Source organism: uncultured Ruegeria sp. (assembly GCF_947504215.1).
Taxonomy (GTDB): domain Bacteria; phylum Pseudomonadota; class Alphaproteobacteria; order Rhodobacterales; family Rhodobacteraceae; genus Ruegeria.
This window is the reverse complement of the sequence record NZ_CANNGO010000010.1, coordinates 89,505-105,659: the sequence shown is the minus strand read 5'-3', so window position 1 is coordinate 105,659 and position 16,155 is coordinate 89,505. Positions and strand designations below refer to the sequence as shown.

General features: G+C 55.5%; 19 protein-coding genes. 7 read left to right on the top strand and 12 right to left on the bottom strand.

Annotation, left to right across the window (positions count from 1 at the left end):
- Window positions 1–61 precede the first annotated feature (61 nt).
- From Q1B21_RS16845 to Q1B21_RS16820, 6 genes are all read right to left on the bottom strand, one after another.
- The gene (locus Q1B21_RS16845) at window positions 62–1,261 is read right to left on the bottom strand and encodes a TCR/Tet family MFS transporter (protein WP_299891150.1); all 1,200 of its coding nucleotides are present in this window, start codon (window positions 1,259–1,261) and stop codon (window positions 62–64) included.
- A gap of 113 nt (window positions 1,262–1,374) precedes the next feature.
- On the bottom strand, window positions 1,375–2,088 hold the full coding sequence (locus tag Q1B21_RS16840) for an alpha/beta fold hydrolase (protein ID WP_299891148.1): 714 nt from the start codon (window positions 2,086–2,088) through the stop codon (window positions 1,375–1,377).
- Window positions 2,089–2,100: 12 nt separating this feature from the next.
- On the bottom strand, window positions 2,101–2,889 hold the full coding sequence (gene pcaD, locus Q1B21_RS16835) for a 3-oxoadipate enol-lactonase (RefSeq protein WP_299891145.1): 789 nt from the start codon (window positions 2,887–2,889) through the stop codon (window positions 2,101–2,103).
- Window positions 2,890–2,948: 59 nt separating this feature from the next.
- Complete coding sequence (locus Q1B21_RS16830) at window positions 2,949–3,923, bottom strand: threonine/serine dehydratase (RefSeq protein ID WP_299891142.1); 975 nt, start codon at window positions 3,921–3,923, stop codon at window positions 2,949–2,951.
- Window positions 3,920–4,747: an alpha/beta hydrolase gene (locus Q1B21_RS16825; protein ID WP_299891140.1), complete on the bottom strand. Its 828-nt coding sequence runs from the start codon at window positions 4,745–4,747 to the stop codon at window positions 3,920–3,922. Before Q1B21_RS16825 ends, Q1B21_RS16830 begins: the two co-directional genes overlap by 4 nt.
- Complete coding sequence (locus Q1B21_RS16820; protein WP_299891136.1) at window positions 4,747–5,433, bottom strand: haloacid dehalogenase type II; 687 nt, start codon at window positions 5,431–5,433, stop codon at window positions 4,747–4,749. Before Q1B21_RS16820 ends, Q1B21_RS16825 begins: the two co-directional genes overlap by 1 nt.
- Before the next feature lie 124 nt (window positions 5,434–5,557).
- Here Q1B21_RS16820 and Q1B21_RS16815 point away from each other — a divergent pair, with 124 nt between their 5' ends.
- The gene (locus tag Q1B21_RS16815) at window positions 5,558–5,986 is read left to right on the top strand and encodes a peptidylprolyl isomerase (protein ID WP_298936566.1); all 429 of its coding nucleotides are present in this window, start codon (window positions 5,558–5,560) and stop codon (window positions 5,984–5,986) included.
- A gap of 20 nt (window positions 5,987–6,006) precedes the next feature.
- Here Q1B21_RS16815 and Q1B21_RS16810 read toward each other — a convergent pair whose 3' ends face one another.
- Genes Q1B21_RS16810 through fabA form a run of 4 tightly spaced genes read right to left on the bottom strand, consistent with a single transcriptional unit; the run spans window position 6,007 to window position 8,814 of the window.
- Window positions 6,007–6,186 (bottom strand): hypothetical protein, encoded by a 180-nt coding sequence (locus Q1B21_RS16810; RefSeq protein WP_299082593.1) that lies wholly within the window; start codon window positions 6,184–6,186, stop codon window positions 6,007–6,009.
- Window positions 6,187–6,244: 58 nt separating this feature from the next.
- Window positions 6,245–7,036: an enoyl-ACP reductase gene (locus Q1B21_RS16805; RefSeq protein ID WP_299082592.1), complete on the bottom strand. Its 792-nt coding sequence runs from the start codon at window positions 7,034–7,036 to the stop codon at window positions 6,245–6,247.
- A gap of 5 nt (window positions 7,037–7,041) precedes the next feature.
- Window positions 7,042–8,271 carry a beta-ketoacyl-ACP synthase I gene (fabB, locus tag Q1B21_RS16800; RefSeq protein WP_299891131.1) on the bottom strand — a complete coding sequence of 410 codons (1,230 nt, stop codon included), beginning with the start codon at window positions 8,269–8,271 and terminating at the stop codon, window positions 7,042–7,044.
- A gap of 33 nt (window positions 8,272–8,304) precedes the next feature.
- Window positions 8,305–8,814: a bifunctional 3-hydroxydecanoyl-ACP dehydratase/trans-2-decenoyl-ACP isomerase gene (gene fabA, locus Q1B21_RS16795; RefSeq protein WP_298936570.1), complete on the bottom strand. Its 510-nt coding sequence runs from the start codon at window positions 8,812–8,814 to the stop codon at window positions 8,305–8,307.
- A gap of 188 nt (window positions 8,815–9,002) precedes the next feature.
- On the opposite strand from fabA, the gene irrA reads away from it, so the two are divergent.
- Window positions 9,003–9,419 (top strand): iron response transcriptional regulator IrrA, encoded by a 417-nt coding sequence (gene irrA / locus Q1B21_RS16790; RefSeq protein ID WP_298936571.1) that lies wholly within the window; start codon window positions 9,003–9,005, stop codon window positions 9,417–9,419.
- Here irrA and Q1B21_RS16785 read toward each other — a convergent pair.
- Window positions 9,397–10,320: a LysR family transcriptional regulator gene (locus tag Q1B21_RS16785; protein ID WP_299891126.1), complete on the bottom strand. Its 924-nt coding sequence runs from the start codon at window positions 10,318–10,320 to the stop codon at window positions 9,397–9,399. The genes irrA and Q1B21_RS16785 overlap by 23 nt on opposite strands.
- An 86-nt stretch (window positions 10,321–10,406) precedes the next feature.
- On the opposite strand from Q1B21_RS16785, the gene Q1B21_RS16780 reads away from it, so the two are divergent.
- Window positions 10,407–11,204 (top strand): phytanoyl-CoA dioxygenase family protein, encoded by a 798-nt coding sequence (locus Q1B21_RS16780; RefSeq protein WP_299891123.1) that lies wholly within the window; start codon window positions 10,407–10,409, stop codon window positions 11,202–11,204.
- A 5-nt stretch (window positions 11,205–11,209) separates the two neighbouring features.
- Here Q1B21_RS16780 and Q1B21_RS16775 read toward each other — a convergent pair whose 3' ends face one another.
- A complete protein-coding gene (locus Q1B21_RS16775; RefSeq protein ID WP_299891120.1) occupies window positions 11,210–12,073 on the bottom strand; it encodes a hypothetical protein in 864 nt (287 codons plus the stop codon).
- A gap of 122 nt (window positions 12,074–12,195) precedes the next feature.
- Between Q1B21_RS16775 and miaB the strand changes: the two genes are divergently transcribed.
- The 4 genes from miaB to ybeY all read left to right on the top strand — a co-directional run bounded on the left by miaB (window position 12,196) and on the right by ybeY (window position 16,138).
- A complete protein-coding gene (gene miaB / locus Q1B21_RS16770) occupies window positions 12,196–13,515 on the top strand; it encodes a tRNA (N6-isopentenyl adenosine(37)-C2)-methylthiotransferase MiaB (RefSeq protein ID WP_299891117.1) in 1,320 nt (439 codons plus the stop codon).
- A gap of 180 nt (window positions 13,516–13,695) precedes the next feature.
- Window positions 13,696–14,460 (top strand): outer membrane beta-barrel protein, encoded by a 765-nt coding sequence (locus tag Q1B21_RS16765; protein WP_299082581.1) that lies wholly within the window; start codon window positions 13,696–13,698, stop codon window positions 14,458–14,460.
- 123 nt (window positions 14,461–14,583) lie between these two features.
- A complete protein-coding gene (locus Q1B21_RS16760; protein WP_298936577.1) occupies window positions 14,584–15,606 on the top strand; it encodes a PhoH family protein in 1,023 nt (340 codons plus the stop codon).
- Window positions 15,607–15,643: 37 nt separating this feature from the next.
- Window positions 15,644–16,138, top strand: coding sequence for an rRNA maturation RNase YbeY (gene ybeY / locus Q1B21_RS16755; protein ID WP_299891112.1), 495 nt, complete (start codon window positions 15,644–15,646; stop codon window positions 16,136–16,138).
- Window positions 16,139–16,155 lie beyond the last annotated feature (17 nt).

Below are 16,155 nucleotides of genomic sequence, written 5' to 3'. Positions count from 1 at the left end.
GTCCACGGTGGCGCGTGATGCAGCAACCTGCAAGGCGGAAACCGTCAACAAAATGTCGTTGTTACACAACGACCGGGCGGGCTCGCCAAAAAAGGATGAATCCGGCCAACATTAGCCCCAGTGCAAGCAGGAACGGAGCCCCGGGCAGGTAGATGGCGGCGTCTGGTTTGATAAACTGCGCAAATATGCTGGTCATCAAAAGCGGGGATATCACCATCGACAACGCATGCAGGGCGGTCAGAACCCCTTGCAGCTCGCCTTGTTGAGAGTCCGGTGTGGCGCGGGACATCATTGCTTGCAGGGCAGGCGTGATTACGGCCCCCAAGGCCGTGATGGGGATAAGCATCAAGGCGATTGTACCGTTGGTCAAAAAGGCCAGCAGGGCAAAGCTGACGATCTCGAATATCATCCCGTAAACGATTGTCATTCTTTCACCAAGATACTGGGTTGCCGGTCGGATCAATCCGCCCTGAACCGCCGCCATCCCGATGCCATAGACCCCCAAAGACAATCCGATCATCTGCGGTGACCAGCCAAAGCGCTCGGTCGTGAAATAGGACCATATGGCTGGATACACGTAGATTGAGACTGAATAGAGGAAATAGACCCATAGCATTGGCCGTATTCCGGGCAGGGCTGCAATGGCTTTTAGTGAATTCACAGGGTTTGCACGTCGCAGATTGAACGGACGTCGCGTTTTGTCTGTAACGGTTTCCGGCATCACGAAAACGCCGATTCCGAATATCATTGCTGAAAGGCCGGCCGCCGCCCAAAACGGCGCGCGCGTTCCAAACTCACTCAGCAATCCGCCAATCACCGGGCCGAGGACAAAACCGATGCCAAATGCGGCACCGATCAACCCAAAATTCGCGGCCTTTTCATGGGGTTTCGACACGTCTGCCATGAACGCGGCCGCTGTAGAATGGGTGGCGGCCGTGATGCCACCAACTATTCGGCCGATCAGCAAAAGCCAGATACTGCCAGCGATTGCCATCACCACATAGTCCAGAGCCATGACAAAAAGGGAGACAAGCAAAACGGTGCGCCGCCCATAAGCGTCGGACAGGTTGCCCAGTATGGGGCCAAACACGAACTGCATAGCGGCAAAGGCGGTGCTGAGAATGCCGCCCCAGATCGCGGCATTGGCGAGCGTACCGCCCTGCACCTCGACAATCAGCTGTGGCATGATCGGCAGCACCAGGCCTATGCCCATGGCATCAATCATGACTGTACTGAGAACAAAGACAAAAGGGAGGCGCATGAAAACCGCTGATGTGGACCGTCTGCGGCACAGTATGCACAGTTAGGGCCGCAGGGAAGAGAGCCTTTGAAATCTGGCCACTAACGTTCCGTAACAACCCGATTGGCGCGTGTTTATAGCTTGCCTTCTATCTCGTTTAATATCTCTGCCAACCTTTGAGGATGCGAGAAAAACGCCGAATGTGAGCTGTTGATTGTGTAGCGCAGATCCGCAGGTACGTCGTCACTCATCTGCTTTTGATATTCGGTCGGGACGGTCCGGTCGTCGGTACTGCGGATATAAGCCTTGGGAACCTTCTGGAATTTGGTGCTTAGGGGAAGCGGCGTGTTCTGAGGTTTGATGGGCTGTGGGGACAACCGGGCGAAAGCGAAGGGTAAAATTTCGGGCGCACAGTCGTGATAAAAAAGGTCCTGAACGTAATCGGGACGGACGGTGTATGACAAACCGTCAGCAGACTTTTCGACTGCGTCCACAATGGTTTGCTGCGGGCCGTTTTTACGCATTTCGATCATCGACATGCCGTCATGGGGAACATAGGCGCTCAGGTAGATCAAGGCGCGCATGGCCTCGGGCTGCGCCTCGGCGGCAGCGCTGATCGGATAGCCGCCCCAGGAATGCCCGACGATAATTGTGTCTTGCGACGAGGCCGCCAGAACCGCATCGCGGCAGCTGTCCAGCGTCACTTCGGATATGGGTGTCGGGTCCGAACCATGGCTGGGCAGATCAATAGCCCGGGCAACGTGGCCCATCGCTTCAAGTTGGGGAATCAGATCGCGCCAGCACCAGGCGCCGTGACAAGACCCGTGAATCAAAAGGAAACTGGCCAAAATAATGCTCCTTTAAATGTGACCGATTTCGGTCAAAAACTTTGTCAGCAGACTGGCATATTCTACAGGTTTTTCGACGCAAGGCAGATGCCCGGCGCGGCGCATCAGTTCGAAACGGGACCCAGGGATCAGGTCAATGGTCTCACGCACCAGATCCGGTGGTGTTGATCCGTCTTCGCTGCCAGCGATGCCCAACGAGGGCAGGCGCAATCCGCTGGTTGGAGTGTAAAAGTCTGTACCTGCAATCGCAGCGCAGCACCCCAGATAGCCGTCTACTGGTTGACGGACCATCATATTGCGCCACGAAAGATGGTCGTCTGATGCGCGAAAGTCACGCGTAAACCACCGCTCCATTGTGGCGTCTGCCAATGCTTCAATTCCGCCCGAACGGACAGCCGTCATACGATCTTGCCAGATCGAAGGTGTGCCAATCTTAGCCGCCGTGTTCGACAAGACCAAAGCGCGGATTTGATCCATTCGTTTGACCGCCAGACCTTGCGCAATCATTCCCCCAATGGATAGCCCGACAAAGACGCAATCGCGAACTTCAAGGTGGTCTAGCAGCGCCTCGGCATCGCGGATCAGGGCGCCCATTGAATATGGGGCAGGAGGGGCAGATGACAGCCCATGTCCGCGTTTGTCATACCGGATGATCCGCAATCCCTTGGGCAAATGCGGCAGAACATCATCCCAAAGGCGCATATCAGTTCCCAGCGAATTGGCAAACACAACCGGCGCGCCGTCTGCCGTGCCATCAACCTGGTAATGTAGGTGCACGTCACCAAGATCAGCGATCATCATATCTCAAATCCTTGTCGCCAAGACTTGTGCGGCCAGAGTGCACCGCCTGCACGCGATTGTCAGGTCAGGAATTCTAACGCACGGGCAAAAACTTCGGGATCGGTATTGCCACCCGAGGCGACGACGATGACGTCGTCACCTTCAATATCGTTCTTGCGGAATAGGGCAGATGCCAGGGCTACGGCGCCGCCGGGCTCCAATACGATCTTAAGGCGCAGAAATGCCTGCGCCACGGCCCGCAAGGCTTCTTCTTCAGTGACGGACAATCCGGGGCCGCACAAACGGCGCAGAATCGGAAAGGTGATATCACCTGGCTGCGGTGTCAGGATGGCATCGCAAATATTGCCCGAAGCCGCATTGTTGTTCTGGATCTGACCGGCTGCCAACGAACGCTTTACATCGTCAAACCCTTCGGGCTCGCAAGGGCGCGCGCGCATTCTCGGTGCATGTTTTTCCAATGCCAACGCAATGCCCGAGGTCAATCCGCCGCCGCCGCAGCAGATCAGTACGTCGGCGGCGGTTACACCCAATTCTTCAACTTGCCGGGCGATTTCCAAGCCGGTAGTGCCTTGTCCCGCAATCACCTGGGGTTCGTCATAGGGTCGGATCAGGGTTAGACCACTCTCGGCCGCCAGCGCCTCACCAATTTCTTCACGGCTTTCCTTGGCCCTGTCATACAAAACCACCTCGCCGCCAAGTGCCTTTGTATTGTCGATCTTCAGTTGCGGTGCATCAGACGGCATCACAATAACCGAAGCGACGCCATGTTTTGCGGCGGCCAAGGCGACACCTTGCGCGTGATTGCCTGAGGAATAGGCAATCACCCCACGCTGACGTTCTTCAGCGCCAAGCGCGGAAATGGCAGACCACGCGCCCCGAAACTTGAAACTGCCCGTATGCTGCAGGCATTCGGGTTTCACAAAAACTCGGCGGCCTGCGATTTCATCCAGAAATGGTGAGGTCAGCAGCGGCGTTTCCCGGACGTTGCCTTTTAGTCTTTCGGCGGCGGCTTCGATCAGATCAATGGTGCTCATATGGCGTTCACTACCTTGCGAATAACGTCAAGTGACTGTGGTTCGTTCAAAAACGGGACATGCCCACGATCGGGGACTTCGGCTGAGATCATGTCCGGGTGGCGGGCACGCATCTCGGTCACCGTGCCGCGACCCAGAAGGTCCGAATTCGCACCTCGGATCACTCCGGTCGGCAGCCCCCGCAGCGCCTCAAACAATGGCCACATATCAGGTATCACCCCGCTTGCCGCTTGTTCTTGCAGGGCTTTCCCAAGCGCCGGGTCGTAGCGCAGCCCAAGGCTGCCGCCTTGTTCTTTAAACTGGAACTCTGCCTGCTTGCGCCAAATTTCAAGGGCGACGCCGGGAAATTGCGGCTCCATCAGTGTTTTGAGAACGGCCGCGGCATCGTCATAAGACTTTGAAGTGGGTCGGGCACCAACGTATCCGATGATTTTGGCGATGCCCGCTGGTTCGATAACCGGACCAACGTCATTTAGAACAACACCCGCCAGACGATCCGGATGGCTGGCGGCCAGTGCCATGGCGATCAGGCCCCCTCGGGATGTTCCCAGAATCGACACTTTCTGCAGGCCCAGATGATCCAGAAGTTCGATCACGTCCTGAGCTTCGCGCGGCACGTTATAGTTCGAATAGTTCGGATCGTATTCCGATCGTCCGCGTCCGCGATAATCCATCGCAATCATGCGCAGGTCGGTTGCATGCGGTGTAAAAAACGAAAAATCGCGGCTGTTTCGGGTCAACCCGGACAGACACAGAATTGGTGCACCTGTTCCAGTTTCTTCAAAGCATATCCGGATATTGTCGGAGGTTGTAAAGTCAGCCATCAAAGCCCTGCCAACTTGGGAATCGAGCTCAGGTCAGACAGCACATGCGCAGGGGTCCACGGAAGGCGATCCATCGGCTCGGCTGCTCGATTGACCCACGCCGTCACGAAGCCATAGCCGCTTGCACCTGCGGCGTCCCACCCGTTTGAGCTGACGAACAGAACCTCATCGCATTCGCAGCCGAATCTCTCCTGCACCAGGTCGTAAACTCGCGCATGGGGTTTGAATACGCCAACGCTTTCGACCGATAGAACGTCATCCAACACATGGCCAATTCCAGCGGATTTTACAGCGCCGTCCAACATCGGAGGCGAGCCGTTTGACAGGATCGTGGTTTGCAACCCCCCCTCCTTCAGGGCGGTCAACATTTCTGGCACTTCGGGATAGGCCCGCAATTCCCAGTACAGGTCCAAAAGGCGCTGACGCAGATTTGTGTCGCCTTGCAGTCCGGTCGCTTCCAAGGCCCAATCTAGACCGTCTTGTGTGACGTCCCAGAAATCGGCATGAGCGTCAGCAACGGCTCGCAGCCAGGTGTATTGCAGCTGCTTCAAGCGCCAATGGCCCGCGAGATCTGGCCATTTGTTCTGCAAAGCCTCGAACCCCGGTTCCGTTGCGGCCTGACGCGCTGCAGCAGCGACGTCGAATAATGTGCCATAGGCATCGAATACACAGGTCTTGATTGCCATCTGCCTCTCCCTTGCTGAGCCGCAAACTGGCACAAGATATGAGGGCGTTAAAGGGCCAAGGGTTTACATCATGGTGTCAGCGCCTAGGGTTGGCCGTTCAACGCACAAGAGGCCGGAGGCCCATATGACCGAAATCAAACAAGGCGACACCGTTCGCATCCACTATACCGGCACTCTGTTGGATGGGAACGTCTTTGACAGTTCCGAAGGGCGCGATCCGCTGGAGTTCGTCGTTGGGTCCGAGCAGATTATTCCTGGTCTGGACAGTGCAATGCCCGGTCTGTCGGTTGGTGAGAAGAAGCGGGTCGAGATCGCCTGTGTTGACGCCTATGGTCCGATCAATCCTGGAATGCGGCAGGATGTGCCGCGCGAAGGCATTCCGGATGATATCCCGCTGGATCCGGGCACTCAGCTACAGATGCAGACGCCCGATGGTCAAACTTTGCCGGTCACGATTGTCGACGCCAACGAAGCGACCGTGACCCTTGATGCAAATCATCCCCTGGCCGGGCAGGATCTGGTGTTTGAAATCGAGGTTGTTTCGATCAATTGACGCACAGGTTGTTGGGTTTCTTACCCAAACAGCGCTTCAATCGCCGCGCGAACAGGTGGCTGCGTCATGAAAACGAAAAGCAGCAGCAGCGAGGTGAGCGTCAGCAGCAAAACTCTGGCGCGATTCCCTAGAAAACCCGATTTTCTCCGGCCACGCGACGCGCGTGCATTGTTTGCAATGATTTGGTCTAGCTTGTTCATACCGAAATCCTGCCGCTGAAAGATGGTTAAATCTTGGCAGCGGCAGGGAAATTTATCGTCACATGAAATCAGGTTGTGGCATACCGAGCACATGGAACCCGCCATCAACGCGGATAATTTCACCGGATGTGCATGCACCAGCGTCTGACGTGAGATAAACGGCGGTCCCGCCAACAGCTTCAAGCGTTGCATTGGCTCGCATCGGAGCGTTCTGGTCGCAGAACTTGTACGTTCTACGCGCGCCACCGATTGCCGCCCCGGCAAGGGTTTTCATCGGTCCCGGCGAAATCGCGTTGACGCGAATGCCGTCAGGACCGAGATCATTTGCAAGGTAGCGGGTCGCCGATTCAAGCGCAGCCTTAGCCACGCCCATAACGTTGTAGTTCGGCACAACCCGGTTTGATCCTTGATAGGTCAGGGTTAAAAGCGTTCCGCCATTTTCAGCCATCATCGGATGGGCGCGGCGCGCGACCTCGATGAAGGAATAGGCCGAAACATCCATTGAATGTTTGAAATTTGCGCGGGTGGTGTTCAAGAAGCGACCCGCAAGTTCGGATTTGTCTGAATAGGCAATCGCATGCACAACGAAATCAATCGTTGGCCACCGCGCGCCCAACTGTTCAAACGCGCGGTCTAGCGACGCATCGTCAGTTACATCCGCATCGACCATGAAGTCACTGCCGAGACTTTGGGCCAGCGGTTCCAACCGCTTGCCGAATGCCTCGCCCTGATAGGTGAATGCCAGCTCGGCGCCAGCCTCGTGCATGGCCTTGGCAATACCCCACGCAATCGAGCGGTCATTTGCCACGCCCATGATCAGGCCGCGTTTACCCTTGAGAACTTCCGACATCACATTCACCCGTTATACTTTGACAGAACCATGGAACCGTTCGTGCCGCCAAAGCCGAAGCTGTTGGTCATCACGCTATCCAAGCCTGCGTTTTCAACTACTTGAGTTGCAATTTCACCGGGCAGGATGCCTTCGGCAAGTGTGTCGACATTGATCGACGGAGTAATAAAGTCATGGCGCAGCATCAGCAGACAGAAGATTGCCTCGAGCGCACCGGCCGCGCCCTGAGCGTGACCTGTCATCGATTTGGTTGATGAAATCGGAGGCACACTGCCTTCGCCAAAGATACGGCGAACAGCCTCAACCTCACCCACATCGCCGACCGGGGTCGAGGTGCCGTGGGCGTTGATGTAGTCAACCTTGCGGCCCTCTGGCACGGTCGACAGCGCCAGGCGCATCGCCCGCTCGCCACCTTCACCGGAGGGGGCGACCATGTCGTGACCATCGGATGTTGCCGCAAAGCCGGTTACTTCGGCGTAGATATCAGCACCACGTGCCAGTGCGTGTTCCAGTTCTTCCAGAACAACGATACCGCCGCCACCCGAAATCACGAACCCGTCGCGATCCCGATCGAACGCGCGTGAGGCTTTCTCGGGTGTGTCGTTGTATTTGGACGACATCGCGCCCATCGCGTCGAACAGGCAGGAAAGAGTCCAGTCCAGTTCTTCTCCGCCGCCCGCAAACATGATGTCTTGCTTGCCCATCATGATCTGTTCGGCCGCATTGCCCATACAGTGCAGCGAAGTCGAGCAGGCCGAGGTGATCGAGTAGTTGATCCCTTTGATCTTGAATGCAGTCGCCAGATTGGCCGAAATCGTTGAACACATGCATTTCGGAACGGCAAACGGACCTATCCGTTTGGTGGCGCCGTTTTTCAATACGGTCTGATGCGCGGTAAGCATGGCGCTTGTAGAAGGTCCACCAGAGCCCGCAACAAGACCGGCGCGTGGGTTTGAAACCTGATCTTCGGTGAGCCCCGCATCTGCGATTGCCTGTGTCATCGCGATATGAGCATAGGCCGCGCCTGGCCCCATGAACCGCAGGGTCCGTTTGTCCACATGTGCGGCCACGTCGATGTTGATTGATCCGGCGATCTGGCTGCGAAAGCCATGTTCGACCATCTGCTCATTGGCCTCGATGCCAGACTTGCCAGCCTTGAGAGAGGCCAGAACTTCTTCGGCATTGTTCCCGATAGAGGAAACCACCCCCAAACCGGTGACAACTACTCGACGCATGTGCGTGCTCCTTATTTCAGGCCAGTCCGGCGCTTAGGCTTCGGACAGAACGACTTTCATGTCTTTGACGTCGTAAATCATTTCGCCGTCTGCTTCGACGATACCATCCGCCACACCCATGGTCAGGCGACGCGTCTGGATCGCTTTTTTGAAGTCTATCTTATAAGTCAGCATCTTGCGATCAGGCCGCACCATACCGGTCAGCTTCACCTCGCCGACGCCAACCGCCATACCGCGCCCCTGCCAGCCGCGCCAACCCAGATTGAAGCCGGTCAATTGCCAAAGACCGTCCAGCCCCAGACAGCCCGGCATGATCGGATTTCCAGGGAAGTGACAGTCAAAAAACCAAAGGTCAGGTGTAATGTCGAATTCCGCAACAATATGACCTTTGCCATGAGCACCGCCATCTTCCGAAACATCTGTAATCCGGTCCATCATCAGCATCGGCGGAGCAGGCAACTGCGCGTTGCCGGGGCCGAATAACTCGCCACGGGCGCATTTCAGCAGATCATCCTTGTCAAAGCTGCTCGGGAATTGGGCCATTCTGCCGCCTCTCCTGCCAGGGGTCTGTTCGTTACATCTGGCCTCGTCTAGCACCCGTATGCAAGGTCCTGCAAGTGCAGCGCGTGACATGATGTTTTGCGGGTAACATTCTTTGCGAATGAATTTCATTTGAAATTACCGACTGAGCGACCCTATATATAGTATCAGCAAAAACAGGTATCGGATTGATGACACCTCAGAGCCGGAACATCGCGACAAACTGGTTGGAAAACGCCGGATTACGCCCGACGCGTCAGCGTGTGGCTTTGGCCGAACTGTTGGTGGGTGACGGTCGCCATCGGCATGTCACAGCCGAAAGCCTGTTTGAATCGGCAAAAACAAACGGCGACGCTGTGTCGCTAGCAACGGTATACAATACGCTGCGCGCATTTTGCGATGCTGGCGTGCTACAAGAGATCACGGTGGACGGCTCAAAAAGCTATTTTGATACGAACACGCATGATCATCCGCATTTCTTCTGGGAAGACGAAGCTCGCCTGAGTGACGCGCCTTCGGAAGAGCTGGTTATTCAGCGTTTGCCTGAAGCCCCCGAAGGGGTTGAGATCGCATCTGTCGATGTGGTCATCCGACTTCGTAAGAAGTAGTGATCGGCTTCGCCCGCAGGCATTCGATCAAAACCCTCTCGGCAGTCTCGATAGTCGCATCAATCGGCCCAGTCCCGTGATGTGCCAGAACAACGGCCTCGGACGCATCTGAATTGGTGATTGGTAAGCTGACCAGCGGTTTGTCACCATAGCTGTGACTGTCGGGCGGATTGGCATAGCTGATACCGATTCCTTCACCGTGCGCGGCCAGGCTGCGCTGCAAATCCAGCGATGCAGCCCGATGAGCGACCATTGGGTGCAATCCGTTGCGCCGAAACAGTCCCAATATGTGCTGCGCTGACAGACCTTCGGTCGACAGGATCAAAGGAAAGCCGGCTATGTCCGCCAGCGTAGTTTGCTTGGCGCTGGCCAACTGATGGTCGGGTGACACCAGTGCAAAAGGTCGATTGTCGAACAGCTTTTGCCTTACGAATCCTGCGTCCATGCTTAAGTCATAGGTGATTGCGATATCGATCTGGCCATCGATCAGCCCGCTCATCAATCGTTCGAACGGTTCAACCTTGTAGGACACCGCGACATCCGGCAAAGCCGCGCGCAGTTCTTGCAGTGCCGGTGCCAGATGAACTGGCGCCAAATCCGTGAACATACCCAACCGAATATGTGACGCGCCCTTTGTCGAGAGGTTTGGCGATTCAAGCTGTGCCGCCAGTGTCAGTACATCCTCGGCCTGTTCGATGAACTTCCGCCCTTGGGGCGTCAACGCCATGGCCGCCCCCCGCCGACGAATGAACAAAGGGTAGCCCAGATGCGATTCGACCCGCGTCAGCGCATTCGACAGGGCAGGTTGCGACACATTCAGGGTCAGGGCCGCGGCAGACAGGCTGCCATGCCGCCCGATGGCAGATACATATTCGTACTGGCGCAGAGAAATGTATAACATGAAGTTAATACTATATTTGAAAGATATGATTTGAATAGAAGTATTGTTCCAGAGCAGAACAAGAAGGCTATTGAAAGGAGCCCGAGATGACGCACCCTCTTGTTACCCAAACCATGATCGATACCTATCAGACTGATGGCGTTGTTTTGGTCAAAGGGTTGTTTGCGGATCACGTGGACCAATTGCGCGATGGCGTTGCGGCAAACATGGCCGAACCCGGCCCCTATGCATCGGAGAACAAAAAGCAAGGCGAGTCTGGTCGGTTCTTTGACGATTATTGCAATTGGACGCGCATACCGCAGTTTCGTGAGGTGATAGAAACCTCCGCAGTGGCCGAGGTCGCAGCGGATCTGATGAATTCGCAAAGCGTACAAATGTTTCACGATCATGTGTTGGTCAAAGAACCGGGCACGTCGATGGCAACACCCTGGCATCAGGACGGCCCCTACTACTTTGTAGAAGGTCAACAGACAGTCAGTTTCTGGTCGCCGCTGGACCGCGTGAAACAAGCGACGCTGCGGTGTGTGGCGGGGTCGCATCGATGGGAAAAAGAAGTTCTACCAACGCGATGGGTTTCAGAGGAAGGGTTTTTCCCGGATGAAGGCCAGTACATTCCTGCCCCTGATCCAGATGCAGAAGGGATGAAAGTCGTCGAATTCGAAATGGTGCCGGGCGATGCAGTGGCTTTCAACTACAGAACCTTGCACGGTGCACGCGGCAACCAGTCAGACAGCCGCCGCCGCGCGTTTTCGCTGCGGTTGGTTGGCGATGATGCGCGCTATGTCGAACGCCCCGGTCGTACATCACCACCGTTTCCCGGACATGAAATGACTCCAGGGCAACGCTTGCGCGAGGATTGGTTCCCGATACTACTAAAGCGTTAAGGGGGTCAGAACCATTGCCCAGATTCGATCAGCCCTAAATCGAGTAACTGGCGTGAGCTCCACTGGAACGGGACGGAGTTTCGCCAGCGAAAACTGGGAATGTCGAATGTGGACCCGGCGTTGCTTTTGAGAGCCTTTGCAGCCCTAAACGAACAAATAGCTGACGTCATGTTGTGATGCCAGGGGCAGGAATAGGTGTTATATTCCGGTTCGTTAAAGGTGTGGTCCTGCAGTATTTCCAGACCCTTACGGGCCTTGAACAAAGCAATCCGGTCGATGCGCCGCCGTTCGTAAGGGATGTGATCCTCGAACCGCCAGCGCAGGCCACCCGACATATCCAGCTGTCTATCCAGCCGCTGCCCGGTCGGATCATGGCGCGCGTGGGCATAATAACCGGTGCTGTCGAACATCGCCTGATCGGGTGCCACACCATTGGGAAAGCTGTTCAGGTCATCTGCGTAGAGGTCGACGATGTGGCTAAGCATGGCATTGCGGCGTTCTTCGCTGTGGAATGTCAGCATTTCTCCAATGCTGCGTGTTTCGCAAAAGGGAAAAAACAGATACTCGGCATTATAGCAGTAATACATCCAGATGCCGGGGGCCGCTTGGATGATCCGATTGATCGTCTCGAACACAACGGATCGCGGCGCGCATTTCATCGTCACGCGATGGATGCGTTCAGCCAGTTTGTCATCAAGTTGGAATTCGGCGGGCATAAACGCGATCAGAGACTTGAAGCCCAGGTTCAAATGATGACGCAAGGTCCCGTCCAGTTCCGTCTCATCTTCGGCAAAAACCATTGCGATGGGACCTTTTGCCAACGCGGCTTGGCGTGTTCTCAGAAAGTGATCGGGGGTTTCGTATTGCATCGCCGTTTTTCATTTGCGCCTTGCTGGAAAGTCCCGCCAAATTCGGGTAATTGCGCCTGCATTGCAAGCGGCGTTCGAAGCATATAGATGACGCCGATCCAGCGACTGCAAAGGCCCGATCCATGTCCGAACCGAAAAAGCTGTTTATCAAGACCTACGGTTGTCAGATGAATGTCTATGACAGCGAACGCATGGCCGAAGCGCTGGGCGGTCAGGGATATGTCGAAACCAAAAGCGCCGATGACGCGGATATGATCCTGCTAAATACCTGCCACATCCGGGAAAAGGCGGCCGAGAAGGTCTACTCGGAACTGGGCCGGTTCAAAGGCTTGAAGGCCGAAAAACCCGATCTGAAAATCGGGGTTGCAGGCTGTGTTGCACAGGCCGAAGGCCAGGAAATTATGCGCCGTCAGCCTCTGGTTGATTTGGTGGTCGGCCCTCAAAGCTATCACCGCCTGCCCGAGATGGAGGCCAAGACACGTGCGGGTGAAAAGGCGCTGGACACTGATTTCCCCGAAGAAGACAAGTTTGAGAAGCTGAAAAACCGCCCCAAAGCCAAGCGCGGGCCAACAGCATTTTTGACTGTACAGGAAGGTTGCGATAAGTTTTGTGCCTTCTGCGTGGTGCCTTACACACGCGGATCCGAGGTGAGCCGGCCAGCTGATCGCATTCTGCGTGAGGCGCGGGATCTTGTTGAACGCGGTGTGCGCGAGATCACGCTGCTTGGGCAAAACGTTAACGCCTATCATGGGGCTGGGCCCAAAGGCGAAATGACACTGGCCGGGCTGATCTGGGAATTGAACAAGGTCGACGGGTTGGAGCGTATTCGGTTTACAACGTCGCATCCTAACGACATGGCGGATGATCTGATCGAAGCGCACGGCACTTGTGACAAGTTGATGCCGTACCTGCATCTGCCGGTTCAGTCGGGCTCGGACAAGATTCTGAAACGTATGAACCGCAGCCATACCTCTGACAGCTATTTACGCTTGATTGAACGGATTCGCGCCGCGCGGCCCGATATTGTCATGTCTGGCGACTTTATTGTTGGGTTCCCGGAAGAGACCGAAGAAGATTTCCAGGCCACAATGGATCTCGTGGAAGAGGTCAAATACGGCTACGCGTATTCGTTCAAGTATTCGACGCGCCCCGGAACCCCGGCGGCAGAAAGGGCTCAGGTCGACCCGCAGGCAGCGGATGATCGGCTGCAACGCCTTCAGACCTTAATCACACGCCACCAAAGGGAAATACAGGATTCAATGGTGGGTCGAACTGTTCGTGTTCTGTTTGAAAAGCCGGGTCGACTGCCCGGACAGATGGTCGGGAAATCCGAATACCTTCATTCGGTTCACGTTGTTGCGCCCGAGATTTCCATCGGTGACTTGCGCGAGGTTCGGATCACCGAATCTGGCACCAATTCTCTGGCAGGCGCGTTGCTGTAACTCGGAAACTATCCGCTGTTCAGATTCCATTACCGGTGGTTGTTTCCAAAATTTACCCTTGATTTATTGCTTGGATCTATGTTCCGAGGGAAGCCAGGTTTTTCTAGGTGACCAATTGGATGCCCAGTAAAATCATATTGCGCCGACCCGCGAACCGGGTCGGAGCCATGGAGGGTACGAGTGACAGTTCTTAAGAGCTTCGTTAGTCCGAGCGTCCGGCAAGCTTTGCCGGTCGCGTCGGTGGTTACACTTTTTGCCAGCGCGACCTTTGCCGGTGACCTTACTGGGAATTTGTCTGATCCGGACGTCGGAAGCCCCAAGCGTTTTGGCAGTGACGTCAGTGCGTTTTATCTTGGTCTAAGTGGTGGGTACGGCTCAGGCGGCGATGACCGCTTTGGCCTTAGGGCACCTGCTGGCGTGTTTGAAATCGGGGAACTGGATTTGACCGGATCCTACGGTGGGATTCGGGGTGGTTGGAGGGGCGTTCTGCCTACCAGCATTGGCCGCGACTACGTTTATGGCTTCGAAGTCGGGTATGATTTTGGCACTCTCGATGACAACGTCACCAATCAGATTGGAGGAGATACGGTTCAGGGCAGTAGCGCAATCTCGGACATATTGTCGTTGCGGATCAAAAACGGTCTGACGAATCGCAAGGGCAGTGTCCTTTACTTTGTCAGCTTGGGCTATGTGTGGGGCGACATTGAAACGACAAGCAGCATCACATCCGGGTCGTCGCGTCAGGCGTTTGAAGATTCTGATCGCAGAGGCGGCTTTTCAGCCAGCATCGGGGCAGAACACAAGCTAAGCGACAATTGGTCGATTACTGGCGAGTACGAATACGTGCAGTTCCAATCGAAAGATGTCCAGTTCAACTCGAATTTTTCGACCAAATCGACACCCAGCTATCGCGGGCTGCGATTTGGTTTGAACTACGCTTTCTAGCCTCATTCGCCAGCAACGGGTCGGCGGTTTTGTCATTGGCTCAGTTATTTTTGATTCTGTGGCTTGCGCCCACCAAGAATTGTTGTCTACGCTTGAGGTGAACCGCCAAGACAGGAGAACGGATTGGCCATCGGTGCCCTTACCCCACCGCAGGATGAAATGCCCCAGCGCGAGGCGTTTGTTGAATTTCCAGACAACCGATTGTTGATTGACCTATGCGGTGAATACGACCGCAATCTGGCCGATATTGAACAGAAGCTATCTGTTCAGATTATTCGCCGCGGCAATCAGCTTGCAGTGATGGGCGACGAGGAGGCCCAGAAACACGCGATCGAAGTACTGCAATCGCTCTATGCCAGATTGGAAGGCGGCCGCGACGTGGAAGCTGCGGATGTTGATCGAGAACTTCGCATGGGCGGGTCCGAACAGGGAACCGGCAGTCGCGACGGCGACCAGCTTGAGATGTTCAAGGGCGGTACAGTTGAGATCAAGACACGCAAGAAGCTTGTGGAACCGCGGACGGATGCGCAGAAAGTCTATGTCCAATCGCTGTTCAATAACGAGCTTGCCTTTGGCATTGGCCCTGCCGGCACCGGTAAGACGTACCTCGCTGTTGCCGCTGGTGTTTCGATGTTCATCGGTGGGCATGTGGACCGGATCATCCTAAGCCGTCCTGCGGTCGAGGCCGGTGAAAAGCTGGGATATCTGCCAGGTGACATGAAGGACAAGGTCGATCCGTACATGCAGCCGCTTTATGATGCGCTGAACGACTTTCTGCCCGGCAAACAGCTGGCCAAGCTGATTGAAGAAAAGCGAATCGAAATTGCGCCGCTGGCCTTTATGCGTGGCCGAACGCTGGCCAATGCGTTTGTGGTGTTGGATGAGGCGCAGAACGCCACAACCATGCAGATGAAGATGTTCCTGACCCGTTTGGGTGAAGGCAGCCGGATGGTGATCACAGGGGACCGCTCTCAGGTCGATCTGCCGCGAGGTGTGCAGTCGGGTCTCAAGGATGCGGAACGGCTGTTGAAGACCATTCCCAATGTCAGTTTCAACTACTTCACGTCTAAGGATGTGGTGCGCCACCCGCTTGTGGCAGCCATCATCGAGGCGTATGAGGCCGACGCGGGCCGTGAGACAAGTTGATTTCTGATCCCCGTATGTGGGGCGTTGGAACGGCAATATGAACTTGGAACTGACCATCGAGGATGAACGCTGGCACGGATTGGAATCCCTTTCTCTGCAAGCTGTGTCCGCAGTTTTGCTGTATTGTGAATTGGACCCAGATATCTGCGAGGTCAGTGTACTGGGCTGCGACGACGCGCGCATTGCCGAGCTGAATGCCGAATTTCGCGAAAAACAAACCGCGACCAATGTACTCAGCTGGCCTGCCGAAGATCTTGCCGCCGACGTGCCCGGGCACAAACCGCTGCATCCCCAGCCAGATTTCACGGGGGAGATTGCGCTCGGAGACATTGCGATCTCTTACGATACCTGCAGTCGCGAAGCAGTAGAAGCGGGTAAATCCATGGATGATCACGTGACGCATTTGATCGTTCACGGGACGTTACATTTGCTGGGCTATGATCACATTCGTGACCCTGATGCCACCCTGATGGAAGAGGTTGAGGTCAAGATACTTGGCAAAATGGGTGTTGATGACCCATATAATGGGTAAGGCGGGTTAATTCACCC